This window comes from Nocardioides montaniterrae (assembly GCF_054782655.1).
The window spans coordinates 124,922-148,599 of record NZ_BAAGSB010000006.1; the positions used below are offsets into that span (position 1 = coordinate 124,922).

The 23,678-nt window shown below is 70.1% G+C and carries 25 protein-coding genes; 18 read left to right on the forward strand and 7 right to left on the reverse strand.

Going from position 1 to position 23,678, the window contains the following annotated elements:
* Position 1 precedes the first annotated feature (1 nt).
* Complete coding sequence (locus ACYVJ3_RS11270) at positions 2–868, reverse strand: EamA family transporter (RefSeq protein ID WP_460853079.1); 867 nt, start codon at positions 866–868, stop codon at positions 2–4.
* 38 nt (positions 869–906) lie between these two features.
* Between ACYVJ3_RS11270 and ACYVJ3_RS11275 the strand changes: the two genes are divergently transcribed.
* Together ACYVJ3_RS11275 and ilvD are read left to right on the forward strand one after the other, a co-directional pair.
* Complete coding sequence (locus ACYVJ3_RS11275; protein WP_460853080.1) at positions 907–1,353, forward strand: SRPBCC family protein; 447 nt, start codon at positions 907–909, stop codon at positions 1,351–1,353.
* Positions 1,354–1,397: 44 nt separating this feature from the next.
* Complete coding sequence (gene ilvD, locus ACYVJ3_RS11280) at positions 1,398–3,245, forward strand: dihydroxy-acid dehydratase (RefSeq protein WP_460853081.1); 1,848 nt, start codon at positions 1,398–1,400, stop codon at positions 3,243–3,245.
* Between the two features lie 73 nt (positions 3,246–3,318).
* Here the strand turns inward: ilvD and ACYVJ3_RS11285 are convergent, their stop codons facing one another.
* Entirely contained in the window at positions 3,319–4,989 is a 1,671-nt protein-coding gene (locus ACYVJ3_RS11285) for an APC family permease (RefSeq protein WP_460853082.1), read from the reverse strand.
* Between the two features lie 132 nt (positions 4,990–5,121).
* Here ACYVJ3_RS11285 and ACYVJ3_RS11290 point away from each other — a divergent pair, with 132 nt between their 5' ends.
* From ACYVJ3_RS11290 to ilvC, 6 genes are all read left to right on the forward strand, one after another.
* Positions 5,122–5,673 carry a pyridoxamine 5'-phosphate oxidase family protein gene (locus ACYVJ3_RS11290; RefSeq protein ID WP_460853083.1) on the forward strand — a complete coding sequence of 184 codons (552 nt, stop codon included), beginning with the start codon at positions 5,122–5,124 and terminating at the stop codon, positions 5,671–5,673.
* Positions 5,660–6,364 (forward strand): GNAT family N-acetyltransferase, encoded by a 705-nt coding sequence (locus ACYVJ3_RS11295; RefSeq protein ID WP_460853084.1) that lies wholly within the window; start codon positions 5,660–5,662, stop codon positions 6,362–6,364. The genes ACYVJ3_RS11290 and ACYVJ3_RS11295 overlap by 14 nt, the downstream gene beginning before the upstream one ends.
* Before the next feature lie 16 nt (positions 6,365–6,380).
* Entirely contained in the window at positions 6,381–7,133 is a 753-nt protein-coding gene (locus ACYVJ3_RS11300; RefSeq protein WP_460853085.1) for a hypothetical protein, read from the forward strand.
* A 234-nt stretch (positions 7,134–7,367) separates the two neighbouring features.
* Positions 7,368–9,128: an acetolactate synthase large subunit gene (locus ACYVJ3_RS11305; protein ID WP_460853086.1), complete on the forward strand. Its 1,761-nt coding sequence runs from the start codon at positions 7,368–7,370 to the stop codon at positions 9,126–9,128.
* Positions 9,129–9,139: 11 nt separating this feature from the next.
* Positions 9,140–9,676, forward strand: coding sequence for an acetolactate synthase small subunit (gene ilvN / locus ACYVJ3_RS11310; RefSeq protein WP_460853087.1), 537 nt, complete (start codon positions 9,140–9,142; stop codon positions 9,674–9,676).
* Positions 9,677–9,714: 38 nt separating this feature from the next.
* Positions 9,715–10,740 carry a ketol-acid reductoisomerase gene (gene ilvC, locus ACYVJ3_RS11315; protein ID WP_460853088.1) on the forward strand — a complete coding sequence of 342 codons (1,026 nt, stop codon included), beginning with the start codon at positions 9,715–9,717 and terminating at the stop codon, positions 10,738–10,740.
* 206 nt (positions 10,741–10,946) lie between these two features.
* Here the strand turns inward: ilvC and ACYVJ3_RS11320 are convergent, their stop codons facing one another.
* The 3 genes from ACYVJ3_RS11320 to ACYVJ3_RS11330 form a co-directional block, all read right to left on the reverse strand.
* Positions 10,947–11,483: a hypothetical protein gene (locus ACYVJ3_RS11320; RefSeq protein ID WP_460853089.1), complete on the reverse strand. Its 537-nt coding sequence runs from the start codon at positions 11,481–11,483 to the stop codon at positions 10,947–10,949.
* Between the two features lie 5 nt (positions 11,484–11,488).
* Positions 11,489–11,821, reverse strand: a complete 333-nt coding sequence (locus ACYVJ3_RS11325; protein WP_460853090.1) for a hypothetical protein — start codon at positions 11,819–11,821, stop codon at positions 11,489–11,491.
* Positions 11,822–11,913: 92 nt separating this feature from the next.
* Positions 11,914–12,276: a DUF6907 domain-containing protein gene (locus ACYVJ3_RS11330; RefSeq protein ID WP_460853091.1), complete on the reverse strand. Its 363-nt coding sequence runs from the start codon at positions 12,274–12,276 to the stop codon at positions 11,914–11,916.
* A 162-nt stretch (positions 12,277–12,438) separates the two neighbouring features.
* On the opposite strand from ACYVJ3_RS11330, the gene ACYVJ3_RS11335 reads away from it, so the two are divergent.
* The 6 genes from ACYVJ3_RS11335 to ACYVJ3_RS11360 all read left to right on the forward strand — a co-directional run bounded on the left by ACYVJ3_RS11335 (position 12,439) and on the right by ACYVJ3_RS11360 (position 16,349).
* The gene (locus ACYVJ3_RS11335) at positions 12,439–12,714 is read left to right on the forward strand and encodes a helix-turn-helix domain-containing protein (protein WP_460853093.1); all 276 of its coding nucleotides are present in this window, start codon (positions 12,439–12,441) and stop codon (positions 12,712–12,714) included.
* A gap of 45 nt (positions 12,715–12,759) precedes the next feature.
* The gene (locus tag ACYVJ3_RS11340) at positions 12,760–13,488 is read left to right on the forward strand and encodes a DsbA family oxidoreductase (RefSeq protein WP_460853094.1); all 729 of its coding nucleotides are present in this window, start codon (positions 12,760–12,762) and stop codon (positions 13,486–13,488) included.
* Positions 13,489–13,564: 76 nt separating this feature from the next.
* Positions 13,565–13,909 carry a hypothetical protein gene (locus ACYVJ3_RS11345; protein ID WP_460853095.1) on the forward strand — a complete coding sequence of 115 codons (345 nt, stop codon included), beginning with the start codon at positions 13,565–13,567 and terminating at the stop codon, positions 13,907–13,909.
* 1 nt (position 13,910) lies between these two features.
* Complete coding sequence (locus tag ACYVJ3_RS11350; RefSeq protein ID WP_460853096.1) at positions 13,911–14,843, forward strand: hypothetical protein; 933 nt, start codon at positions 13,911–13,913, stop codon at positions 14,841–14,843.
* 7 nt (positions 14,844–14,850) lie between these two features.
* Positions 14,851–15,381 (forward strand): hypothetical protein, encoded by a 531-nt coding sequence (locus ACYVJ3_RS11355; protein WP_460853097.1) that lies wholly within the window; start codon positions 14,851–14,853, stop codon positions 15,379–15,381.
* Positions 15,382–15,404: 23 nt separating this feature from the next.
* Positions 15,405–16,349: a hypothetical protein gene (locus tag ACYVJ3_RS11360; RefSeq protein WP_460853098.1), complete on the forward strand. Its 945-nt coding sequence runs from the start codon at positions 15,405–15,407 to the stop codon at positions 16,347–16,349.
* On the opposite strand, the gene ACYVJ3_RS11365 is transcribed toward ACYVJ3_RS11360, so the two are convergent.
* Together ACYVJ3_RS11365 and ACYVJ3_RS11370 are read right to left on the reverse strand one after the other, a co-directional pair.
* Positions 16,342–17,154, reverse strand: coding sequence for an ABC transporter permease (locus tag ACYVJ3_RS11365; RefSeq protein WP_460853099.1), 813 nt, complete (start codon positions 17,152–17,154; stop codon positions 16,342–16,344). The two genes, ACYVJ3_RS11360 and ACYVJ3_RS11365, sit on opposite strands and share 8 nt — an antisense overlap.
* Positions 17,151–18,077: an ABC transporter ATP-binding protein gene (locus ACYVJ3_RS11370; RefSeq protein ID WP_460853100.1), complete on the reverse strand. Its 927-nt coding sequence runs from the start codon at positions 18,075–18,077 to the stop codon at positions 17,151–17,153. Before ACYVJ3_RS11370 ends, ACYVJ3_RS11365 begins: the two co-directional genes overlap by 4 nt.
* Before the next feature lie 196 nt (positions 18,078–18,273).
* On the opposite strand from ACYVJ3_RS11370, the gene efeU reads away from it, so the two are divergent.
* The 4 genes from efeU (at position 18,274) to serA (ending at position 23,596) form a co-directional block, all read left to right on the forward strand.
* A complete protein-coding gene (gene efeU, locus ACYVJ3_RS11375) occupies positions 18,274–19,524 on the forward strand; it encodes an iron uptake transporter permease EfeU (protein ID WP_460853101.1) in 1,251 nt (416 codons plus the stop codon).
* Positions 19,517–20,707, forward strand: a complete 1,191-nt coding sequence (gene efeO, locus ACYVJ3_RS11380) for an iron uptake system protein EfeO (protein ID WP_460853102.1) — start codon at positions 19,517–19,519, stop codon at positions 20,705–20,707. The genes efeU and efeO overlap by 8 nt, the downstream gene beginning before the upstream one ends.
* Complete coding sequence (locus tag ACYVJ3_RS11385; RefSeq protein WP_460853103.1) at positions 20,704–21,939, forward strand: Dyp-type peroxidase; 1,236 nt, start codon at positions 20,704–20,706, stop codon at positions 21,937–21,939. Before efeO ends, ACYVJ3_RS11385 begins: the two co-directional genes overlap by 4 nt.
* 61 nt (positions 21,940–22,000) lie before the next feature.
* Entirely contained in the window at positions 22,001–23,596 is a 1,596-nt protein-coding gene (gene serA / locus ACYVJ3_RS11390) for a phosphoglycerate dehydrogenase (protein WP_460853104.1), read from the forward strand.
* Positions 23,597–23,678: the final 82 nt, after the last annotated feature.

Consider the following 23,678-nt stretch of genomic DNA (forward strand, 5'->3'; position numbering starts at 1 on the left):
GTCAGTCGATCGGCGGGGGAGCACCCGTGCCGGACGTGGTGCGCGTCGCACCGACGCTCGCGATCACCACGCACCCGACCGCCACCCACTGCAGCGGCTCGAGGTGCTCCCCGATGATCAGCAGGGCGGTCAGCGCGGCCGCCGCCGGCTCCAGGCTCATGAGCACGCCGAAGGTCGCGGCCGGGATGCTCCGCAGGGCCACGATCTCGGCGCTGTAGGGGATCACCGAGCTGAGCAGGCCGACCGCGGTGCCGGTCAGCAGCACGTGGGGGTGGGCCATGCCGCCGGTGTTCCCGATCAGGCCGGGCGTGACGACGAGGGTGGCGACCACGCTGGCGAGGGCGAGACCGTCGAGACCCTGCCAGCGACTCCCGGTCCGCGCCGCGAGCAGGATGTACGCCGCCCACAGGGCGCCCGCCAGGAGCGCGAGACCGGCGCCGAGCCAGTCCCACCCGACGCGCTCGGTGCCGAGCAACACGACTCCGGCGGCGGCCAGCGCGGCCCACACGAGGTCCCGCGCACGCCGGCTGCCGACGACGGCGAGGGTCAGCGGCCCGAGGAACTCGATGGTCACCGCGACGCCGACGGGGATCCGGTCGAAGGACTGGTAGAAGACCCAGTTCATCGAGCCCAGGCACAGCCCGAAGCCCAGGATGGTCAGCCAGTCGCCGCGGTCGTGTCCCCGGACCCGGGGCCGGACGACGAGCATCAGGATGGTCGAGCTCGTGGCCAGCCGCAGCCACACCATCGCGCTCGGGCTGACCTCGTCGAAGAGGGTCTTGGCGATCGAGGCGCCGGCCTGGACCGAGACGATGCCCACCACGACGAGCCCCAGCGCGATCGGGAACGTGGGACGGCGGGTGATCACCGGCCCAGCCTGCCGCATGGGGGTCTAGATTCGCCCTCATGCCGGCCTTCTCCACCACGCGCTCCACCGTCATCAAGGCGCCCGCGAAGTCCATCCACGACCTGATCGCCGACTTCCACGAGTGGCCGAAGTGGTCGCCGTGGGAGGACCTCGACGCCGATCTCCAGCGCACCTACGACGGTGAGGGCGTCGGGGCGACGTACGCCTGGAAGGGCAAGCGCGCCGGGGAGGGGTCGATGCGGTTCCTCGGCATCACCGCCGAGCAGATCGACATCGCGCTGACGTTCGTGAAGCCGTTCAAGGCGGAGAACGAGGTGAGCTACCACCTCACGCCGGTCGCCGAGGGAACCCGCGTCGAGTGGACGATGTCCGGCAACCGCAGCCTCGCGTTCGCGGTCATGGGCAGGCTCTTCTTCGACAAGGCGATCGGCAAGGACTTCGACAAGGGCCTGGCTGCGCTGAAGAAGGCCGCTGAGCAGGGCTGAGATCGCCCGGGGTGGTGATATCAGGCGCCGCCTAGACTTGGCCCATGCCTACGCTGCGCTCCGCAACCTCCACGTCCGGTCGCAACATGGCCGGTGCCCGCGCGCTCTGGCGTGCGACCGGCATGGGCGACGACGACTTCGGCAAGCCGATCATCGCGATCGCGAACTCCTTCACCGAGTTCGTCCCCGGCCACGTCCACCTGCGTGACCTCGGCAAGATCGTCGCGGAGACGATCAAGGAGGCCGGCGGCGTCGCCAAGGAGTTCAACACGATCGCCGTCGACGACGGCATCGCGATGGGCCACGGCGGCATGCTCTACAGCCTTCCGAGCCGCGAGCTGATCGCGGACGCGGTCGAGTACATGGTCAACGCCCACTGTGCCGACGCGATCGTCTGCATCTCCAACTGCGACAAGATCACCCCCGGCATGCTGCTGGCCGCGCTGCGGCTCAACATCCCGGTCGTCTTCGTCTCCGGCGGCCCGATGGAGGCCGGCCAGACCGGCACCACCGCCGAGGGCAACGTCGAGAAGCTCGACCTCGTCGACGCGATGGTCGCCGCGGTCACCGAGTCGGTCAGCGACGCCAAGCTCGACACGATCGAGCGCTCCGCGTGCCCGACCTGCGGCTCCTGCTCCGGCATGTTCACCGCCAACTCGATGAACTGCCTCACCGAGGCGATCGGCCTCTCGCTGCCGGGGAACGGCTCCACGCTGGCCACCCACTCCAAGCGCCGCGCGCTCTTCGAGGAGGCCGGCCGCCTCGTGGTCGAGCTGTGCAAGCGCTACTACGAGGACGACGACGAGTCGGTCCTGCCGCGCGCCATCGCGTCCCGCGCCGCGTTCGAGAACGCCGTCGCGCTCGACGTCGCCATGGGCGGCTCGACCAACACCGTGCTGCACCTGCTGGCCGCGGCCCGCGAGGCCGAGCTCGACTTCGACGTCCACGACATCGACGCGATCTCGCGCCGCGTGCCCTGCCTGTCGAAGGTCGCGCCCAACAGCCCGAAGTACTACATGGAGGACGTCCACCGCGCCGGCGGCATCCCCGCCCTGCTCGGCGAGCTGCGCCGTGGCGGCGCACTCAACGAGGACGTCCACACCATCCACTCGCCCTCTCTCGACGAGTGGCTCGGCACGTGGGACATCCGCGGCGGCTCGCCCTCCGAGCAGGCGCTCGACCTCTTCCTGGCCGCTCCCGGAGGTGTGCGCACCACCGAGGCGTTCTCCACCGACAACGTCTGGGCCAGCCTCGACACCGACGCGGCCGAGGGCTGCATCCGCGACGTCGCGCACGCCTACTCCGAGGACGGCGGCCTGGCGATCCTGTCCGGCAACGTCGCCGTCGACGGCTGCGTCGTCAAGACCGCCGGCGTCCCGGACAGCTGCCTGACCTTCACCGGCACGGCGATCGTCTTCGAGTCCCAGGACGACGCCGTCACCGGCATCCTGAGCAAGGACGTCAAGGAGGGCCACGTCGTGGTCATCCGCTACGAGGGCCCCAAGGGCGGTCCCGGCATGCAGGAGATGCTCTACCCGACGTCGTACCTCAAGGGCCTGGGCCTCGGCCAGAAGTGCGCCCTGATCACCGATGGCCGCTTCTCCGGCGGCTCGTCCGGCCTGAGCATCGGCCACATCTCGCCCGAGGCGGCGGCCGGCGGCCTGATCGCGCTCGTCGAGGACGGCGACCAGATCTCCATCGACATCCCGAACCGGTCGATCTCCCTCGACGTCCCCGACGAGGTCCTCGAGGAGCGTCGCCTGCTCCAGGAGAAGCGCGAGAAGCCGTACACCCCGGACAACCGCGAGCGCTACGTCTCCGCGGCCCTGCGGGCCTACGCCTCGATGGCCACCTCGGCCTCCGACGGCGCCTACCGCCGGGTCCCCGAGTGAGCTGACGTCGTACGCCGAAACGCGGGCCGCTCTCGAAGGAGACCGGCCCGCGTTCGTCGTACGACCTGAGGCGTCAGCCGATCTCGGCCTCCTCGACCGCGGCCTCGGCCTCGGCGGCGGCCACGTGGCGGGCGGCGTCCTCGGGGCTGAGCCGGAACCGGTGCGCCAGCACGTAGACGACCGCTGAGAGGCCGAACATCGCCACGGCGGACCACTCGAAGCCGAGCAGGCCCTGGTTGCCGGCGTTGTCGGTGGTCGAGAAGCCGCCGAGCCAGGAGATCAGGGTGATCCCTACGAGCCACGGCATCACCCAGGCCGCGCCGGAGCCGAGCTCGAGGTCGGGCAGGTGGACGTGCCCGGTGAGCGCGAAGCCGGCGAGCAGGACGAAGCCGAGCAGCACCGCGACCATCAGCTTCCACACGATGTCCCAGCCCGACCAGTAGACGATCATGTTCGACGCCCAGAACGCGAGCAGCGGGATGACGTGGCCGCCGGGCAGGCGGAAGGGGCGCTCCTGGTCCGGCAGCTGCTTGCGCATCGCGACCAGCACCAGGGGTCCGGAGGCGAACGACATCACCGTCGCCGAGGTGATGAACCCGACCAGCTGCTGCCAGCTGGGGAACGGCAGGAAAACGATCAGGCCGACGACGAAGGCGACGATCAGGCTCACCAGCGGTACGCCGCGCGAGGTGGTGCGTGCCAGCGCCTGCGGGGCGTTGCCGTTGCGGGCCATCGCGTAGGTCAGCCGGGACGCGATCGTGGTGTAGATCAGGCCCGTGTCGCCGGGGGAGACGACGGCGTCGACGTACAGGATCGTCGCCAGCCAGCCCATGCCGAGCATGGTCGCGACGGCGGCGAGCGGCCCGAAGTCGTTGTCGAAGGACAGGCTGGACCAGCCGTGCGCGATCAGGGCGGGCTTGAGCGCGCCGATGAAGGCGACCTGCAGCGCGACGTAGATGACGCCGGTGATCAGCACCGAGCCGATGACCGAGATCGGCACGTTGCGACGCGGGTTGTCGGTCTCGCCGGCAAGCTCGATGCCCTGGCGGAAGCCGAGGTAGGAGAACACGATGCCGCCGGTGGCGATGGCGCTGAACACCCCGTGCCAGCCCGACGGTCGGAATCCCTGCGAGGTGAAGTTCGAGCCGTGGAACGCGGTCAGGAGGAACGCGCTGATCACCAGCAGGATGATCACGATCTTCCACCAGACCAGGACGTTGTTGATCCGCGCGAACCACCGGATGCCGAAGTAGTTCACGACGACGAACAGGGCCATCAGGACGACGGCCAGTGCGTAGCCGAGCCCGGTCAGGGTGTGGACCGGCGCTCCGCCGACCATGTGCTCCTCGGTGAACGGGGCGTACTTCGTGGCGTACTGCAGCGCACCCTCGACCTCGATCGGCGCGGTGGTGGCGACGGCCACCCAGGTGATCCACCCCGACGTGTAGCTGGCGAACGAGCCGAACGACATGTGCGGGTAGCGCACGACGCCGCCGGCGAGCGGGAACATCGTCCCCAGCTCGGCGTACACGAGCGCGATGAGCAGGATCATCAGGCCGCCGAGCGCCCATGAGATGACGGCGGCGGGACCGGCCTGGGTGGAGGCGTTCAGGGCTCCGAAGAGCCACCCGGACCCGATGATCGACCCGACGGCGGCGAACAGCAGCCCGACGATCCCGACGTGCCGGTTGAGGTGGGGTTCCGGTGACGCGACCTCGTCGCGATCGTTGGCCACGGTGGTCATGGGTGTGCCTTCCCGAGTTGGCGACAGGTGTGGCCGTGCCCGTACCCCCGCCGGCGGCCGCAGAACGCCAACCACCATAGCCGCGTCGGAATCGGGTCGAGGGCTGCGGCACGCAGGTGCGACGATGGCGCCATGGGCAAGATCCACGAGCGCATCGAAGGGCGCCTCAAGGAGTTCGTCGAGTCGCAGCCGGTCTTCTTCGTCGCCACGGCGCCGCTCTCCGCAGACGGTCACGTCAACCTCTCGCCGCGCGGGCTCGCGGGCACCTTCAAGGTGCTCGACGAGCACACCGTCGCGTGGCTCGACGGGAACGGCAGCGGGTCCGAGACCATCGCGCACCTCCGGGAGAACGGCCGGATCACCGTGATGTTCTGCGCCTTCGAAGGGCCCCCCAACATCGTCCGCTTCCACGGTCGCGGCCGCGTCGTACCGCTCGGCACCCCGGAGTACGCCGACCTGCGACCGCGCTTCGTCGAGCTCCCCGAGGACCGGGCGGTGATCGTGGTCGACGTCGAGCGGATCTCCGACACCTGCGGCTACGGCGTCCCGTTCATGGACTACCGCGAGGACCGCATCCTCATGCGTCAGTGGGCGGAGAAGAAGGGCCCCGAGGGCGCCGCCGCCTACCGGCGCGAGAAGAACCTGGTCAGCATCGACGGGCTGCCCGGCTATGACTTCGACTGAGGTGCCGCCGGTCGGCGCAGAGGTCGCCGGCTGGGAGCCGCGGCCGCGCCCCGAGCCGGTGACGCTCGAGGGACGCTACGTGCGGGTCGAACCGCTGAGCAGCGCCCACTACTCCGACCTCTTCGCAGCCACCTGCGGCGAGGGTGACGACGAGCTGTGGACCTACCGGCCGATCCACCGGCCGACCAAGCTGCCCGATCTGTGGATGCACCTGGCCGGGGTGCTCGAGGCGCACCCGACGTTCGCGCTCGTCCCGGTCGAGGGTGATCGTGCCGGCCGGGCGACCGGCGTGGCGTCGTACCACCGCATCGAGCCGGCCCACGGCCAGGTCGAGGTCGGGGGAGTGCTGTTCGGCAAGGACCTCCAGCGCACCCGTGCGGCGACCGAGGCGATCCACCTGCTGCTCCGGTACGCGTTCGAGGACCTCGGCTACCGCCGGTTCGAGTGGAAGTGCGACAGCCTCAACGAGCCGTCGCGGCGGGCGGCGGCGCGCCTCGGCTTCACCTACGAGGGCCGCTTCCGCAACCACATGGTCGTGAAGGGTCACAACCGTGACACCGACTGGTTCTCGATCACCGACACCGAGTGGCCCGGCGTACGACGTGCGCACGAGCTGTGGCTGGATCCGAAGAACTTCGGTCTAGACCGACGGCAGGTCCTTGCGATGCATCGCGTGACGCCGGTCACCTGACGTCGTTGCGACAAGCATGAAGCGCCTCTGGGGACCGTTGCTCGCCGTCATCGCCACGCTGGCCGCAGTGCTCGGCGGCGTCGGTGCCACCTCGTCGCCGGCGCACGCCGCGACGACCAAGGCGCCGACGACGATCCACGTCTCTGCGGTGAAGATCGACAACGACTTCCACTACCAGGTGACCGTCAAGGTCAGCTCGGCCTCGGGCATCCCGAGCGGGGACGTCGAGTGGCGCCACGACGGCTCGATGGGGTCGTACACGTCGGCTCCGTACACCGCCCCGCTCGACGCGACGGGCACCGCGACCTTCGTCTTCGACGCGGGCTTCGAGGCCTACTTCGGCTGGCACGCGGACGTCAACGGCGAGCCGAACGTCGACTGGTGGGTGCCGGTCAGCTACCCCGGCGACGCGACCCACGCCTCGTCCAGCACGACGTACGCGTACACCTACCCGCGTCGTCCCGTGGTCCTGACGGCGGCCAAGGTCGCGACGACCTCGGGCCTGGTCACCACGGTGCAGCTCAGCGCCACCCTGAAGTACGCCGATGGCACGCCGGTCGTCGGCCGCGAGCTCTCGTTCTGGCGTGGCAAGGCCGCCCCCGACGGCAACACGAACCGGATCGTCTGCCGGGCCACCACGAGCTCGACCGGCATCGCTCGCTGCACCACCTCGCAGGCGTGGCAGGTCTACTACAGCGACGGCGCCTGGGTCACCAGCCCGATCACGCCCGACGACAGCAGCGCCCAGCTGGCGATCCCGCTGCGCTGAGCGGGGTGCAGAACGGGGTGAGACTGGCGTCTTGCCCCTTGGGATCACATGGGAGACTGTTCGCGCGACCGCGTGCCCTTCGCGTACGGTGACCACATGCAGAGCCGGATGCTCGTACGCAGCGGACGCGTCGACTGACCACCAGTCAGCGCGTCCACCCCTCGTTGCCTCGCAACCGAGGGGTTTTTTGTTGAGTACAGCGGCCTCGAACCACCAGTCATGAAGGAAGTAGCGATGAGCGAGCAGCACGGCTCGGGCGAGACGATCACCGGAGCACAGAGCCTGGTCCGCTCCCTCGAGGCGGCCGGCGTCACCGACATCTTCGGCATCCCGGGTGGGGCCATCCTTCCGGCGTACGACCCGCTGATGGACTCCAAGATCCGTCACATCCTGGTGCGCCACGAGCAGGGCGCGGGTCACGCCGCCGAGGGCTACGCCTCGGCCAGCGGCCGCACCGGCGTGTGCATCGCCACCTCCGGCCCGGGCGCGACCAACCTGGTCACCCCGATCGCCGACGCCTACATGGACTCCGTCCCCATGGTCGCGATCACCGGCCAGGTGCCCGAGGCCCTCATCGGCACGGACGCCTTCCAGGAGGCGGACATCCGCGGCATCACCATGCCGATCACCAAGCACAACTTCCTGGTCACCGACCCGGCCGACATCCCGGTCCGCATCGCCGAGGCGTTCCACCTGGCCTCGACCGGTCGCCCGGGTCCGGTCCTGGTCGACGTCGCCAAGTCGGCGCTCACCGCCTCGACCACGTTCCAGTGGCCGAGCGAGATCGTCCTCCCGGGCTACCGCCCGGTCACCCGCCCGCACGCCAAGCAGATCCGCGAGGCGGCCCGCCTGATCGCGGCGGCCCGCAGGCCGGTCCTGTACGTCGGCGGCGGCACCATCCGCTCCGGCGCCCACAAGGAGCTGCGCGCGCTCGCCGAGCTCACCGGCATCCCGGTCGTCACCACGCTGATGGCTCGGGGTGCGTTCCCCGACAGCCACCCGCAGCACCTCGGCATGCCCGGCATGCACGGCACGGTCCCGGCCGTGGCGGCGCTGCAGAAGAGCGACCTGATCATCAGCCTGGGTGCGCGGTTCGACGACCGCGTCACCGGTGACCTGTCCAGCTTCGCGCCCGGCGCCCTGGTCATCCACGCCGACATCGACCCGGCCGAGATCGGCAAGAACCGCTTTGCCGACGTCCCGATCGTGGGCGACATCAAGGAGGTCGTCACCGACCTCGTCGCGCTGCTCAGGGCCGACGGCGTCCAGGGCGACTACGAGGGCTGGGTCAACTTCTGCGCGGGCATCAAGAAGCAGTACCCGCTCGGCTACGACACCCCCGCCGAGGGCCTCGCCCCGCAGTACGTCATCGAGCGGCTCGGTGCGATCTCCGGCCCGGAGGCGATCTTCGCCGCGGGTGTCGGCCAGCACCAGATGTGGGCCGCGCAGTTCATCGGCTACGAGAACCCCAACACCTGGCTGAACTCCGGCGGCGCCGGCACCATGGGCTACTCCGTGCCCGCCGCGATGGGCGCCAAGGTCGCTTGCCCGGACGCCACCGTGTGGTCCATCGACGGTGACGGCTGCTTCCAGATGACCAACCAGGAGCTGGCCACCTGCGCGATCAACGACATCCCGATCAAGGTCGCTGTCATCAACAACGACAACCTCGGCATGGTCCGCCAGTGGCAGACGCTCTACTACAGCGAGCGCTACTCCAACACCAACCTGCAGAAGCACGACAAGCAAGTGCGTATCCCGGACTTCCCGAAGCTGGCGGAGGCCTACGGCTGTGTCGGCCTGTCCTGCGACAACGCCGCCGACGTCGACGCGACCATCGAGAAGGCCATGTCGATCAACGACCAGCCCGTCGTCGTGGACTTCCGGGTCCACAAGGACGCCATGGTGTGGCCGATGATCGCCGGTGGCGCGAGCAACGACTCCATCCAGTACGCGCGTGACCTCGCGCCGAAGTTCGACGAAGACGACCTCTGAGGAACATCGACATGGCCAAGCACACCCTGTCCGTCCTCGTCGAGGACAAGCCCGGCGTCCTGACCCGCATCGCGGCCCTGTTCGGCCGCCGCGGCTTCAACATCGAGTCGCTCGCGGTCGGGCCGACCGAGCACGACGGCATCTCCCGGATGACCATCGTGGTCAACGTCGAGGGCTCGCCGCTCGAGCAGGTCACCAAGCAGCTCAACAAGCTGGTCGAGGTCATCAAGATCGTCGAGCTCGAGACCGAGAGCTCGGTCAACCGCGAGCTCGTGATGGTCAAGGTCGGCGCGACCGCCGAGACCCGCAGCCAGATCCTCGACTCGGTGCAGCTGTTCCGCGCCAAGGTCATCGACGTCTCCGTCGATGCGGTGACCGTCCAGATCGTCGGCAACGCCGGCAAGATCTCCGACTTCCTGCGCGTGCTGGAGCCGTTCGGCATCCGCGAGCTCGTGCAGAGCGGCATGGTCGCCATCGGCCGCGGATCCCGGTCGATCTCCGAGCGCACCAAGCCCGTCGGCGTACCGGTTCCTCCGGCCGCCTCCTGATCATCAACCCAGCAAACCCATCCAGAAGGAGAGCCCCTGTGGCTGAGATGTTCTACGACGACGATGCCGACCTGAGCCTGATCCAGGGCAAGAACGTCGCTGTCATCGGTTACGGCAGCCAGGGTCACGCCCACGCGCTGAACCTGCGCGACTCCGGTGTCGACGTGCGCATCGGCCTCAAGGCCGACTCGAAGTCGATCGCCAAGGCCGAGGAGGAGGGCCTGCGCGTCCTCACCGTCGCCGAGGCCGTGGAGGAGGCCGACGTCATCGTCATCCTCGCGCCCGACCAGCACCAGCGGAAGATCTACGCCGAGGACATCGCGCCCCACATCACCGAGGGCGACACCCTGGTCTTCGGCCACGGCTTCAACATCCGCTTCGGCTACATCGAGGCGCCCGAGGGCGTCGACGTGATCATGGTCGCCCCGAAGGCGCCGGGCCACACCGTGCGGCGTGAGTACGTCGCCGGCCGCGGCATCCCGGACATCATCGCGGTCGAGAAGGACGCCTCGGGCAACGCGCTGGAGCTCGCGAAGTCCTATGCGAAGGCCATCGGCGGCACCCGCGCGGGCGTCATCATGACGACCTTCACCGAGGAGACCGAGACCGACCTGTTCGGTGAGCAGGCCGTCCTGTGCGGCGGCGTCTCGCAGCTGGTCATGTACGGCTTCGAGACCCTGACCGAGGCCGGCTACCAGCCCGAGGTCGCCTACTTCGAGTGCCTGCACGAGCTCAAGCTCATCGTCGACCTCATGTGGGAGGGCGGCATCGCCAAGCAGCGCTGGTCCGTCTCCGACACCGCTGAGTACGGCGACTACGTCTCCGGCCCCCGCGTCATCGACCCGTCGGTGAAGGAGAACATGAAGGCGGTCCTCGCCGACATCCAGAGCGGTGCGTTCGCCCAGCGCTTCATCGACGACCAGGACAACGGCGCCAAGGAGTTCCTCGAGCTCCGTGCCAAGGGTGCCGCGCACCCGATCGAGGCGACCGGCCAGAAGCTCCGCGGCCTGTTCTCGTGGAAGCAGCAGGACACCGACTACGTCGAGGGTTCCGCAGCGAGGTGAAACGCGGGCGCGAGCTTGCGAGTGTCTGCGTTTCCGCCGAGCAAGGAACCAGGCGCGAGCGAAGCGAGCGCCCGGGTTCCGCGGCCCGCTGAACCAGCGCGTCGAGCACGAAGGCCCGCCGGGGGAGTCCCCGGCGGGCCTTCGTGCTCGTGCACCCCGTTGGTCGAGGTCTGGCGACGTCGACGGCACGTGACGTGGTGCCTAGATCAGCACTTCTCCTGGACCTTGGCGCTCCAGCTCGCGTTGGCGGCGACGACGTTGAGGTAGTAGTCGCCAGCGTCCTCGTGCAGCGAGGTCTCTCCTGCACCGGACTTCGTCGGTGACGCGACCGGGAACCCACCGTCCTTCATGAGCTGCTTGCCGGAGTCCATCACGTAGAACGCGACGACCACGGAGCTGCCGCCGTTGACGGAGTACTTCATCCGGGTGTCACACCCGTTGAGGTGGAAGTCGGGCCCGGATCCGTCGGTGCTGCCCTTGAGCTTCGCGACGGTCTTCCACGTGGCCTTGGGCGCCGGGGCGGAGGACGTGGCCGCTGCCGACGGCGACTTGCCGTGGCCATGGGAGCTGGCTGCCGGCGTGTGCGGCGCCGAGCTTCCGCTGTCACTGCCGCCACCGCCTCCGCTGGCCGCGGCGATGCCGCCGACCACGACGATGCCGCCGATGATCCCGGCGATGCCGATCGGCTTCTTGTACCAGGCGCGATTGTCGATGTTCGTGGTCTGCGGTCCCCAGTTCGACATGCCGATCAGCCCTGCGTCCGGAGGATGTTGCCGTAGTCGTCGACGCGCAGCATCACGGTCTTGCGCTGGTTGACCAGGACCATGACCAGCCAGACCAGGCTCCAGATTCCGCAGGTGATCAGCGTCAGGATCAGGTGCAGCGTGTGGTTGGTGACGCCGCCCTTGACCAGGACGGCGGACTCGTCGGTCTGCGACTCGACGCGCCAGCCGGCGACGACTTCGCTCTGCACGGCCTGCGCAAGGTTGCGCTTGCGCTGCTCGGGGGTGGCGGGTGCGGCGCTGGGCTGCCCACCGTGCGGAGGGGGCGGAGGCTGCATCTCGGGCTGGTCGAAGCTCATCGTCTTCCTTCGTTTCGACATCAGGGCGGGGCTCGTGGCGAGCCGCGTCGAGAGCCTAGGCACATACGTATGGCCATATATGGGTTTTGCGATTATTCGACCGCAGGGAGGATCGCGTCCTCTCCGTCGAGGTCGCGGTCCCGCGTCGCGCCGCGCAGCCGCTCTTGCAGGTCGCGCGCGGATTCGGCCGTGAAGGCGATGCGCGGCCGCGCCTGCTCGGTCGCCTCGATCCGTATCCAGTCCTGCGCGCCGCCGACCGGGCGGTCCATCAGGACGACGACCTCCACCGAGGTGGTCCGCTCGCTGGGGATGGCGTCCTCGGCGAGCAGCAGCGTCAGCACCTCGGCCTCGCCCTGGTGCCGGCGATCGTCGGGATGGTCGTCCTCCAGGTGGGTCCGGACGCACCACGATGGGCAGGCCTCGTTGAGCCAGCTGGGTGTCGCGTCCACGGTCATGTCACCGCCCCTGTCAGATCCGCCTCGGTCCTGGTGACCGTACGGGCGGGCGGCGACATCGGGCCCCGGACGCGTCCTGTTATCCACAGCGAGCTGGATGACTCGAACAAACCCATACGCATATGGTCGCTCAGAAGTGCCCACACGCGAATGATGTTCGCTGTGGCGGCGCGGGGCAGGGCAATCACCTGGGAGCAGTACGCGCGCCAGCTCGGCACCAACCTGCAGCGGGCGCGGATGGCGCGAGGGCTGAGCCAGGAGAAGGTGGCCCACCTCGCGGGCATCGCCGGCTTCACCTACCAGAAGTTCGAGAAGGGCGAGTCCCGTCCCGGGACGCCGATGAACCCGCGGTTGACGACGATCATCGCGCTGAGCCAGGTGCTCGAGGTCCCGATCGTCGACCTCCTCCCGAAGGACCTGCCGCCGCTCGGAGGGTGATCGCCGGTCAGGAATCTTCGCGCGGTCCGCTCTGTTGGAGCTTCCATGCGCATCGACATCTGGTCCGACGTGGTCTGCCCGTGGTGCTTCATCGGCAAGCGCCGCATCGAGAAGGCCCTGGACGGCCTGATCTCGACAGGCTCGATCACCGAGGACGACGTCGAGGTCGTCTGGCACTCCTTCCAGCTCGATCCGGGCGCGCCGACCGAGCCGGTCGAGACGGTCGCGCAGGCGCTGGGTCGCAAGTACGGCGGGGGTGAGGCTGCCGGGCGCGAGATGATCGACCGCGTCGAGGCGGTCGCCGCCGAGGAGGGCATGATCTGGCGCCACCACAGCTCCCAGCGCGTCGGCACGGTCGACGCCCACCGCCTGCTCCACCTCGCGCTCGCCACCGGCGGGCCGACGCTCCAGGGTGCGTTCAAGGAGCGGCTGCTGACGGCGTACTTCATCGAGGCGGCCAACGTCGCCGACCACGCCGTCCTGCGCGACCTCGCACTCGAGACCGGCCTCGATGCCGGTCGGGTCCAGGAGGTGCTCGCCGGCACCGAGTACACCGACGAGGTGTACGCCGACCAGCAGCAGGCCGCGGCGTACGGCGCCACCGGCGTGCCGTTCTACGTCATCGACGGTCGCTACGGGGTCTCCGGTGCACAGCCCGCCGACGCGTTCGCGCAGGTCCTGCAGCGCGCCTGGGACGAGTCCCACCCGGCCGTCGAGATGATCGCCGACGCCGACGCCGACGGCGTCTGCGGCCCGGACGGCTGCGCCATCTGAGCGATTCTGGCTGGGGCGTTTGGGCGAGCCTGCCGCGGGCAGGCTGGGCGCGATCGACTCGGCGAAAGGTATCTCGGTGACCGGTAAGCACGGCGCAGTCCTGGGCGCGGATCTGGGAGCCCTGTGGCATGCGGGCAAGCACGACCTGCACCTCGTGGCGGTGGACTACGGGACGGCATGGTCCGACATCCCGGTGTCCATCTCCGGCTTCTGCCGCCGGGGCAACGGCATCGGCTCCGACCCCGGAGCCAGCCTGGACAACATGCTCGACCGGGTGAACAAGATGCTGCTGGACACGCAGACCGCGGTGACGGCCGTCGGCGCGGCCCTGGTCTGGGTCGCCGACGAGTACGCCGCGACCGATGCCAGCTGTCGCGACGCGTTCAACGCCAAGAAGAAGTCGCTGCAGGAGGACGACTGAGATGACCTTCGACGTGTCCGATCTTCCCGGACGGGCCCAGCAGCTCAAGGATGCCGGCATCAATGCGGCGTACCAGGAGATGACCCGGTGGGGCGGGGGAAGCCCCACCATGTACGACGAGGCCGGCAAGATGATGGCCGGCGTCGAGAACGTCTACAACGACTTCCTCGACATCCCCTGGCCCGAGACCTTCTCCGGCTACTGCCAGAACATCGCGAGTGCCATGGCGCTGCTCGCCACCGAGGGGCACACCACCGACCCGATCACGGGGGCGTCCTCGCTCGGCGGGCACAACCCCAACCTCAGCAAGGTCGGGTCCAGCGGCGACCTCCTGACGGACTGGACCGGCGACGCGGCCGACAAGTACAAGACCAACTACGCCGACGAGTTCGTGCCGACGGCCAGCTCCCAGTACGCCGCTCTGTCGGTCCTGCTCAACGCGATCAACGCCGAGGCCGCCGTGTGGCAGACCATGCGCGACGACCTCGACAAGGTGTCCACCCAGGCGATCGAGTACATGAAGAAGGCCGGCAACAAGGGCGGCGCCGAGTGGGTCGCGGTGCTCACGATCGCCGCAGCCGTGATCGCGATCCCGTTCACCGACGGTCTCTCCGGGGCGGCCCTTCCGGCCGTCGCCGCCGGCCTGACCGTGACCGCCACCGGCATCGGCGCAGCCAGTGGGCAGGTCGGTGACAACGACTCGATGACGCTCGACGGAGGGTCCTCCGACCACGTGCTCAGCAGCCTCGACAAGGCGCTCAAGGCGATCAAGCAGCATGCGATCGACGGCGAGGAGCGGATCTGGACGGCGATGAACCAGGCCGTGGGCGTCCTCGACAACAACTGGAAGGTCTTCTGCCTGCCCGAGCCCGCGATCACCGGCGCGGCGCACCACCCCGTGAACGACCCCTCGATGGCCGGCTATGACGCCTGAGCCGCAGGTGAGCGAGTTCGACCGCCGTTGGACGGAGACCGGGTACGTCGCCCGCTCCCCGGGTGGGCTGATCGAGGTCCGGATGACCGGTGACGGCTCGATCCGCGGCGACATCGATCCCTCCTGGTTCTCGCGCGCGAGCCGGTCGGCGATCGAGAGCGAGCTCGCCGGCGCCGGCAAGGCGCTGTACGTCGAGCGCACCCGGGCCTACTACGACCTGAGCAGCGAGGTCGCGGGGATGCCGATCCGTCCGGTCCGTGAGTACGCCAGTGACGAGCAGCGCGAGTACTTCGAGCGGCTGCGCGAGCTGTCGGCTCAGGGTGCGTCGGCGGACGGCCTGGTCCGGTTCACGCTCATCGGCAACTGCCACGTCGGGGCCACGGTCGACGACGCGGCGTTGCGCCTCGACGCCCCGTCCTTCGTCGCGCGGTGCTGCGAGGCCGCTGACGCCTGCTTCGCCGACCACAGCGCGAAGTGGCAGCGCCTGCACTTCGACATCTACGTCCGCCCGCGGATGGAACGCGCCGGGCTGCTGTGATCCGTCGGATCGGAGCACCCGCCGTGCCGCTGGTGCTGCTGGTGCTGCTGACGGTCTCGCTCGCCGGATGTGGCGGGACGTCGGGTTCGACCGACGTCGTGGTCGCCCGGGCCGCGGCCCCGCTCACGGGCACGGAGCGCACGCTCGTGCTGCCGACCGGGACCCTGCACATCACCCTCGGTGAGCCGACGGGCTCCGTCTCGACGAGCGCGTCGCACGACGGCCAGCGGCACGAGCCGCCGGCGGGGTCGACGTACGTGCCGGTGGGGTTGAGCCTCGACGCCGCCGCCGCGCCCTGGGGCGGCCGGCTGGCCGTCTCCGCGCAGGAGACGCAGGTCGCCGTGAGCTTCTCGGGCACGGTGCGCACCCTCGGATCGCCCTACCGCGTGCAGGGCGTCGCGCTGCGGCCGGCGTCGGTGACGTCCTGGTACGTCGCCCTGCCCCACGGCGCCGAGGCGGCCCGGATCGACGTCACCGCGACGTACGCCGGGCAGACCCTCGACGCGCCCGCCCACGGACCGGCCTCGGCCCCCGAGCGCGCCCTCCGGGCATTGGTCCGTACGCCGGCGCGGGCGGTGAGGTGCCCGTTCGCGGCCGAGCAGCCGGCGGCCGGAGGTCGTGTCGCCACCATCTGCGGCAAGCTCTCGGTCGTGCGGACGCCGTACTGGCCCGGCCGTGGGTGGGCGCCGAGGAGTGAGCCGTGGACGGCCGTGCTGGTCGCCCGGTTGGGAGCCACGACGTTCACGCAGGGCGGTGCGACGTACACCGTCGACAAGGTCGGCGGCTGGGTCGGCCGGACGGCGCTGACCGGAACCACCTACCCCGACAGCGTGGATGGTGTCGTGGTCCTGGAGAACGCCGAACGGGCCGCGATCCGGCTCAGGATGCGAGGCACCCTCGAGCACGGTCGCGGCCCGGTGACCGCCGAGCTGATGGTTCAGCGGCCGTTGGACCTGCTGGTCACTTGACCTCGGCCCGCAACAGGGCTCGCAGGCCGAGGGCGAGCGGCACGAACAGCCAGATCAGCGAGGAGACCCCGAGCTGGGCCCACTGCTGGCCGGTGACGCCGGCGTCGTACAACGGGATGGACGCGCTGCGCAGGTCGAACCAGCCGGCGTTGTCGGCCCACCACTGCTGCGCCCCGGCCAGCGCGCCCGAGACGCCCGGCAGCACCAGGGCATAGACGAAGTAGCCGACGACGGCGGCCGGGGAGCTGCGGAACAGCACGCCGAGCATGAACGCCATCAGCATGCCGATCTGGTCGGCGAGCACGATCTGCGAGAGCACGCCGAGGTCGAGGTCCCAGACGGGGGAGACGCCCGCGAGCCCGGCGTTGAGCAGGTTGCCCAGCGCGCCGGCGCCGAGCGCGACGACCAGCGAGACGAGGCCGACGGCGATGATCACCGCGAGCTTCGCTCCGATCACCCGGCCGCGGCTCGGCACGAGGGTGAAGGTGGTCAACGACGTGCGCTGGCCCCACTCGCTGGAGACCGACAGGGCACCCAGCACCGGCAGGATGACGGTCGTCGGGATGCCGACCGCCTGGGCGAAGTCGCCGTACGTCAGCGTCGCGCGGTTGCCGAAGATCATGGTCGCGGCCGTGGCGATCAGCGCCAGGATCGCGACGCCGGCCAGCAGCCAGAAGCCCGAGCGGGTGTCGAACATCTTGCGCCACTCGACGGCGAGCAGGCGGGTGAACGGGATCGGTGCGGGCGCACGGCGCTGCTGGGGTACGCCGGACGGGGCGGGTGCGTCGAGGGTCGCCGTGCTCATGCTGCGTCTCCTTCGGTGGTCGAGGTGCTGGAGAGGTGGTCGCGCTGGCTCTGCGCGGTGAGGGACAGGAACATCTCCTCGAGGCCGGCGCCGTCGGCGGCGCGCAGCTCGGTGAGGGCGATGCCGGCGTCGAAGGCGGCCCGTCCGACGGCGGCGAGCTCGCCCTCGGCGAGCACGACGCCCGCGGCGCCGACGCGGGCGGGCAGGTGGGCGCGGCGCAGCGCGGCGACCAGGGCCGCCTGGTCGGCAGCGCGGACCAGGGTGCCACCGCCGGCGAGCAGCTCCTCCTTGGTGCCCTCGGCCACGATGCGGCCGTTGCCGATCATCACGATGTCGTCGGCGATGACCTCGATCTCGTGCAGCAGGTGGCTGGAGAGCAGGACGGTTCCGCCCTCGTCGGCGAACCCGCGGAGCAGGTCGCGCATCCAGCGGATGCCCGCCGGGTCCAGGCCGTTGGCCGGCTCGTCGAGGATGAGCACCTCGGGGTCACCGAGCAACGCGGCCGCGATGCCGAGCCGCTGGCGCATGCCGAGGGAGTAGTTGCGGACCCGGCGCGAGGCCTCGGTGTCGGTCAGGCTGACCCGGTCGAGCATCTCCTCGACGCGGCCCTTGGGCAGGCCCATGGTCCGCGCGGCGATGGTGAGGATCTCGCGGCCGGTGCGACCGGCGTGCTGGGCCGATGCGTCGAGCAGCACGCCGACCTCGCGACCAGGGTTGGGAAGGTCGGTGAAGGTGCGGCCGAGGATGCGCGCGGTGCCGGAGGTCGGGGGAGTGAGCCCGACCATGACCCGCATGGAGGTGGACTTCCCGGCGCCGTTCGGGCCCAGGAAGCCGGTGACGCGGCCGGGACGCGCGGTGAAGGTCACGTCGTCGACCGCCGTGAAGGCGCGGTAGCGCTTCGTGAGGGACTGGATCTCGATCATGGCCCGAGCCTGCCGCGAGCCGAGGGCTCCGCGCCTCGGGCAGGCCCCTGGGATCGCCCCTGAGATGACCCTCACGCCACCCGGAGTGGAATGCATAGGCTTACCTAAGTTAGTGTTACCTCACTGGAGCGGTCGAGGCCCTGCCCGCGTGCTCCGAACCCTGTCCCCGGCGACCAGAACGACGAGAGGCGGACCGATGCTCCCCACCTTCGTGATCCTGCTCCGCGAGGGTCTCGAGGCTGCGCTGATCGTCTCGATCATCGCCACCTTCCTGCGCCGCAACTCCGCCTCGTTGCGGGGCATGTGGATCGGCGTCAGCGCCGGCGTCGCTCTGAGCATCGGCATCGGCCTGCTCCTCGACCTGGTCGAGGAGTCCCTGCCCCAGCGCGAGCAGGAGGGCATGGAGACCGTCATCGCCCTGGTCGCCGTCGTGATGGTCACCGGGATGATCGTCTGGATGCGCCAGCACGCGCGCCACCTCAAGCGCGACCTCGAGTCCGCGGCGGCCGACGCCATGGCCTCCGGCACCACCGCGGCGCTGGCCGTCATGGCGTTCCTCGCCGTGCTGCGCGAAGGCTTCGAGACCTCGGTCTTCCTGCTCGCCACCATCCAGAACGCCTCCAGCGCGCCGGCCGCACTCGCAGGTGCGGTCCTCGGCCTGGCGAGCGCGGTCGTGCTCGGCTGGCTGATCTACGCCGGCGGCGTACGCCTGAACCTCCAGCGGTTCTTCTCCTACACCGGCATCTTCCTGGTGTTCGTGGCCGCCGGGTTGGTGCTCTTCGCCGCCCGCACGGCCCACGAGGCGGGGTGGCTCAACATCGGCCAGAGCCGCACCGTCGACCTGTTCTGGCTCGCGCCCAACGGCTCGGTCCGCGCCGCCCTCTTCACCGGCGTCCTCGGCATCCAGCCCGACCCGCGGGTCGTCGAGGTCCTCGCCTGGGCGTGCTACCTCGTGCCGATGCTGGTCCTGATGTACCTCCCCGATCGGCTGGGCCCCCGGGGCCCGGCCGCGCGACGGCTCACGGTCGCCACCGCCGGCGTGCTCGCTGTCGGCGCTGCGGTGCTGGCGCTGGCCGTCCCGCCCGCCGCCACCGCTCGGCCCCAGCTGCCGCGCACGCTCGACCTGACCGCGCTGACGACCTACACCGACGGGCGGGTGCCGGTCGGCATCAATCCGCAGACCGCTCCTGGCCCGTACGCCGCGACGTGGGTCGAGCACGGCAGCCACCACATCCTCACGCTGTCCGAGGGCGGTCTGGCCACCTCGCGCACGTTCACCGTCGACGTACCCACCGCTCCTGCCGCGGATCCCGGCAACGACCGCCCCCTGTGGCGGCGCTGGTTCCCGCTGTCCCTCCTCGTCGCTGCAGCCGCCCTCCTCGGGCAGGCCCTGCGCCGGCGTACTCCCTCCCCGATGAAAGGCCACCATGTCCCGAGCAATGCGTAACGCCCTCACCGCCTCGGTCTCCCTCCTCGCCCTCGGCGCGCTCGCCGCGTGCGGCAGCGAGGACAAGGCCGACGCGAAGGCCGGCGGCGCCGCCCAGGTGAACGTGACCATGACGTCGGGTGGCAACGGCGACCAGTGCGCCTACGACACCACCGAGGTCCCGGCCGGTCCGGTGACCTTCCACGTCAAGAACCAGAGCGCCACCGGCATCACCGAGTTCGAGGTCCTCGACGGCGAGCGGATCATCGGCGAGAAGGAGAACGTGGTCACCGGCCTGCCCGAGGTCACGCTCACGCTGACCCTCGGCGGCGGCGAGTACACCCTCTACTGCCCCGCGGCCGCCACCGAGAAGACGCAGCTGAAGGTGACCGGTCAGGCCGCGAAGGCGACCGGCAGCACCGCCGAGCTGCTGCAGAAGGGCGCGGCCGAGTACGGCACGTACGTCAGCGGTCAGCTCGACGACATGGTCGTCGCGGTCAAGGCGCTGCAGACCGCGGTCGAGGCCGGCGACCTGGGCAAGGCCCGGCAGGCGTACGCCGACGCGCGCCCGTTCTACGAGAAGGTCGAGACCGACATCGAGGGCTTCATGCTCCCCGGCGGTGACCCGTCCGACCCGAGCAGCAGCCTGGACTACCTCATCGACATGCGGCAGAGCAGCCTCGACCCGAAGCTGGGCTGGAGCGGCTTCCACGCCGTCGAGCGTGACCTGTTCGGCGCCAGGAGGATCACCGCGAAGACCGAGAAGTACGCCGCGGACCTCACCAAGAACGTCACCACGCTCGCCGGGGTGGCCAAGGGCCTCACCTACAAGCCCGAGGACCTCGCCAACGGCGCGGCCGGCCTGCTGGAGGAGGTCCAGTCCAACAAGATCAGCGGCGAGGAGGAGGCGTTCAGCCACACCGATCTCGCCGACTTCGCTGACAACGTCGAGGGCGCCCGCCAGGCGTTCGAGGCGCTCCGACCGGGCCTGACCAAGCTCGACGCCTCGTTGGTCGCGACGATCGACCACCGCTTCGCCGCGGTCGACAAGCTGCTCAAGGGCTACGAGGACGACAGCCAGATCGGCGGCTACCGCCTGTGGACCGAGGCCCTGCGCAAGAAGGACGCACCGCGGGTGAGCCAGCCCGTGCAGGCGCTGGCCGACGCGTTGGGTGGCATCGCCGAGAAGGTCGCGACCGCGTGAGCCTGTCTCGTCGCGGCCTGTTCGCCAGCACCGGGGGCGGCATCGTCCTCGGCGTGGCGGGCGGGTACGCCGCCGCGCGGGCGACCGACGGTGGCCCGGACCACCCCGACTGGATCGACCTGCAGCGCTCCTTCGAGTTCTACACGGGCGATCACCAGGCCGGCATCGCCACACCACCGCAGCGCCACTGCGTCTTCATGACCTTCGACATCGTCGACGGCACCACGACGACCGACCTGCAGGTGCTGCTGGCGAAGTGGTCGGCCGGCATCGCCCAGCTGATGGCCGGCCTGCCGGTCGGCAGCGTCCAGCCGGACCGTGCGGGCGCCGTACCGGACGACACGGGGGAGGCCTACGACCTCGGCCCGGCCGGCCTGACCGTGACCCTGGGCCTGGGCCCGGGCGTGTTCGACAAGCGCTTCGGGCTCGCCTCGAAGCGGCCCAAGAGGCTCGCGCCGCTGCCGGCCCTGCCCAGCGACACCCTGCGCCCCGAGCTGACCGGCGGGGACCTGATGCTGCAGGCGTGCGCCGACGACCCGCAGGTCGCCTACCACGCGATCCGCGACCTCGCCCGGATGGCGCGGGGCGTCGCGCACACCCGGTGGACCGTGATGGGCTTCGGCCGCGCGTCGGCCGGTGCCGGTCAGTCCACGCCCCGCAACCTGCAGGGCTTCAAGGACGGCACCCGCAACATCAAGGAGCCGGCCGACCTCGACGAGTTCGCGTGGGTCGGTCCCGGCGACGACGTCGACTGGATGACCGGCGGCTCCTACCTGGTGAGCCGCAAGATCCGGATGGACATCGAGACCTGGGACGGCGACGACGTCGCCGACCAGCAGCGCGTCATCGGGCGCAGCAAGATCGAGGGGGCCCCGCTGAGCGGCACCAAGGAGCACGACAAGCCGGACTTCCACGCCACCACCGACGGCGAGCCGACGATCGCCCAGACGTCGCACGTCGCGCTGGCCGCGAGCGAGAACAACAACGGCCTGAAGATCCTGCGGCGCGGCTACAACTACACCGACGGGCTCAACGACCTGGGCCTGCTCGACGCCGGCCTGCTGTTCATCGGCTTCATGAAGGACCCGCAGCAGTTCATCACGCTGCAGGAGAAGCTGGGTCGATCCGACCTGCTCAACGAGTACATCGCGCACATCGGGTCGGCGCTGTTCGCCGTACCTCCGGCGCCGAGGCGTGGCCACTACCTCGCCGAGGCACTGTTCGTCCGGTAACCTCACTGCTGCACAGCGCCGTGCGGAATTGATCCCTGACTCGTACACGAGGTTTGTCGCTGTGACTGATCGTCCCATCGTTCTCATCGCCGAAGAGCTGAGCCCCGCCACCATCGAGGCGCTCGGCCCGGACTTCGAGATCCGCCACTGCAACGGCGCCGACCGCGCCGAGCTGCTGCCGGCCATCGCCGACGTCGACGCGATCCTGGTCCGCTCCGCGACCAAGGTCGACGCCGAGGCCCTGGCCGCTGCCAAGAAGCTGAAGGTCGTCGCCCGTGCCGGTGTCGGCCTGGACAACGTCGACGTCAAGGCCGCCACCCAGGCCGGCGTCATGGTCGTCAACGCGCCGACGTCCAACATCACCTCGGCCGCCGAGCTCGCCATCGCGCTGATGCTCGCCGCCGCGCGCAACATCTCGCCCGCCCACGCCGCGCTCAAGGACGGCGTGTGGGCCCGCTCGAAGTACTCCGGCATCGAGCTGTTCGAGAAGACCCTCGGCATCGTCGGCCTCGGCCGGATCGGCATCCTCGTCGCCCAGCGCCTGCAGGCGTTCGGCATGGACGTCATCGCCTACGACCCCTACGTCCAGCCGGGCCGTGCCGCCCAGCTCGGCATCAAGATGGTCGACCTCGACACCTTGATGGCCGAGGCGGACTTCCTGACCGTCCACCTCCCGAAGACGCCGGAGACCATCGGCCTCATCGGTGAGGACGCGCTGTCCAAGGCCAAGCCGTCGCTGGTCGTCGTGAACGCCGCCCGCGGTGGCATCGTCGACGAGGACGCGCTCTACGACGCGCTCAAGGAGGGCCGCATCGCCGGCGCCGGCCTCGACGTGTTCGCCAAGGAGCCGTGCACCGACAGCCCGCTGTTCGAGTTCGAGAACGTCGTCGCCGTCCCGCACCTCGGTGCGTCGACCGACGAGGCCCAGGAGAAGGCCGGCGTCGCCGTCGCCAAGTCGGTCCGCCTCGCCCTCGCCGGTGAGCTCGTCCCCGACGCCGTGAACGTCCAGGGTGGCGTCATCGCCGAGGACGTCCGTCCCGGCATCGGCCTGACCGAGAAGCTCGGCCAGATCTTCACCGGCGTCGCCGGCGAGGTCGCCACGCAGCTCGACGTCGAGGTCCGCGGCGAGATCACCGCCCACGACGTCAAGGTGCTCGAGCTGGCCGCCCTCAAGGGTGTCTTCACCAGCGTCGTCGAGGACCAGGTCTCCTACGTCAACGCGCCGCTGCTCGCCTCCGAGCGTGGCCTCGCGGTCCGTCTCGTCACCGAGGCCGAGTCCGAGGACCACCGCAACCTGATCACGCTGCGCGGCACCCTTGCCGACGGCTCGCAGGTCTCGGTCTCCGGCACCCTCGTCGGCATCCAGCGCCGTGAGCGCATCGTCGAGGTCAACGGCTACGACATCGACATCGAGCCGACCGACCACCTGGCGTTCTTCACCTACGACGACCGCCCGGGCATGGTCGGCACCGTCGGCCAGATCCTCGGCGGCGCCGAGGTCAACATCGCCGGCATGCAGGTCTCCCGCGACACCAAGGGTGGGCAGGCGCTGGTCGCCCTCTCCGTCGACTCCGAGATCCCGGCCGAGACCCTCAGCGAGATCGCGTCGGCCATCTCGGCCACCTCGATCCGCGCCGTGGACCTCGTCGAGGCCTGATTCACCCCTGCGCCGAGATCGCCTTCGGTCGCAGCCGAGATCGCCCTCCGTCGCGCGCGAGAAGCGCTTACTCGCGCGCGAC

Coding starts and splice junctions, on each gene's coding strand:
- ilvN (WP_460853087.1), top strand. CDS start 9,140: ATGGCCAAGCACACCCTGTCCGTCCTCGTCGAGGACAAGCCCGGCGTC.
- ACYVJ3_RS11285 (WP_460853082.1), bottom strand. CDS start 4,989: ATGACCACCGTGGCCAACGATCGCGACGAGGTCGCGTCACCGGAACCC.
- ACYVJ3_RS11275 (WP_460853080.1), top strand. CDS start 907: ATGCCGGCCTTCTCCACCACGCGCTCCACCGTCATCAAGGCGCCCGCG.
- ACYVJ3_RS11350 (WP_460853096.1), top strand. CDS start 13,911: ATGACCTTCGACGTGTCCGATCTTCCCGGACGGGCCCAGCAGCTCAAG.
- ACYVJ3_RS11320 (WP_460853089.1), bottom strand. CDS start 11,483: ATGTCGAACTGGGGACCGCAGACCACGAACATCGACAATCGCGCCTGG.
- ACYVJ3_RS11330 (WP_460853091.1), bottom strand. CDS start 12,276: ATGACCGTGGACGCGACACCCAGCTGGCTCAACGAGGCCTGCCCATCG.
- ACYVJ3_RS11305 (WP_460853086.1), top strand. CDS start 7,368: ATGAGCGAGCAGCACGGCTCGGGCGAGACGATCACCGGAGCACAGAGC.
- ilvD (WP_460853081.1), top strand. CDS start 1,398: ATGCCTACGCTGCGCTCCGCAACCTCCACGTCCGGTCGCAACATGGCC.
- ACYVJ3_RS11295 (WP_460853084.1), top strand. CDS start 5,660: ATGACTTCGACTGAGGTGCCGCCGGTCGGCGCAGAGGTCGCCGGCTGG.
- ACYVJ3_RS11370 (WP_460853100.1), bottom strand. CDS start 18,077: ATGATCGAGATCCAGTCCCTCACGAAGCGCTACCGCGCCTTCACGGCG.
- ACYVJ3_RS11340 (WP_460853094.1), top strand. CDS start 12,760: ATGCGCATCGACATCTGGTCCGACGTGGTCTGCCCGTGGTGCTTCATC.
- ACYVJ3_RS11290 (WP_460853083.1), top strand. CDS start 5,122: ATGGGCAAGATCCACGAGCGCATCGAAGGGCGCCTCAAGGAGTTCGTC.
- ACYVJ3_RS11365 (WP_460853099.1), bottom strand. CDS start 17,154: ATGAGCACGGCGACCCTCGACGCACCCGCCCCGTCCGGCGTACCCCAG.
- ACYVJ3_RS11300 (WP_460853085.1), top strand. CDS start 6,381: ATGAAGCGCCTCTGGGGACCGTTGCTCGCCGTCATCGCCACGCTGGCC.
- efeO (WP_460853102.1), top strand. CDS start 19,517: ATGCGTAACGCCCTCACCGCCTCGGTCTCCCTCCTCGCCCTCGGCGCG.
- efeU (WP_460853101.1), top strand. CDS start 18,274: ATGCTCCCCACCTTCGTGATCCTGCTCCGCGAGGGTCTCGAGGCTGCG.
- ACYVJ3_RS11325 (WP_460853090.1), bottom strand. CDS start 11,821: ATGAGCTTCGACCAGCCCGAGATGCAGCCTCCGCCCCCTCCGCACGGT.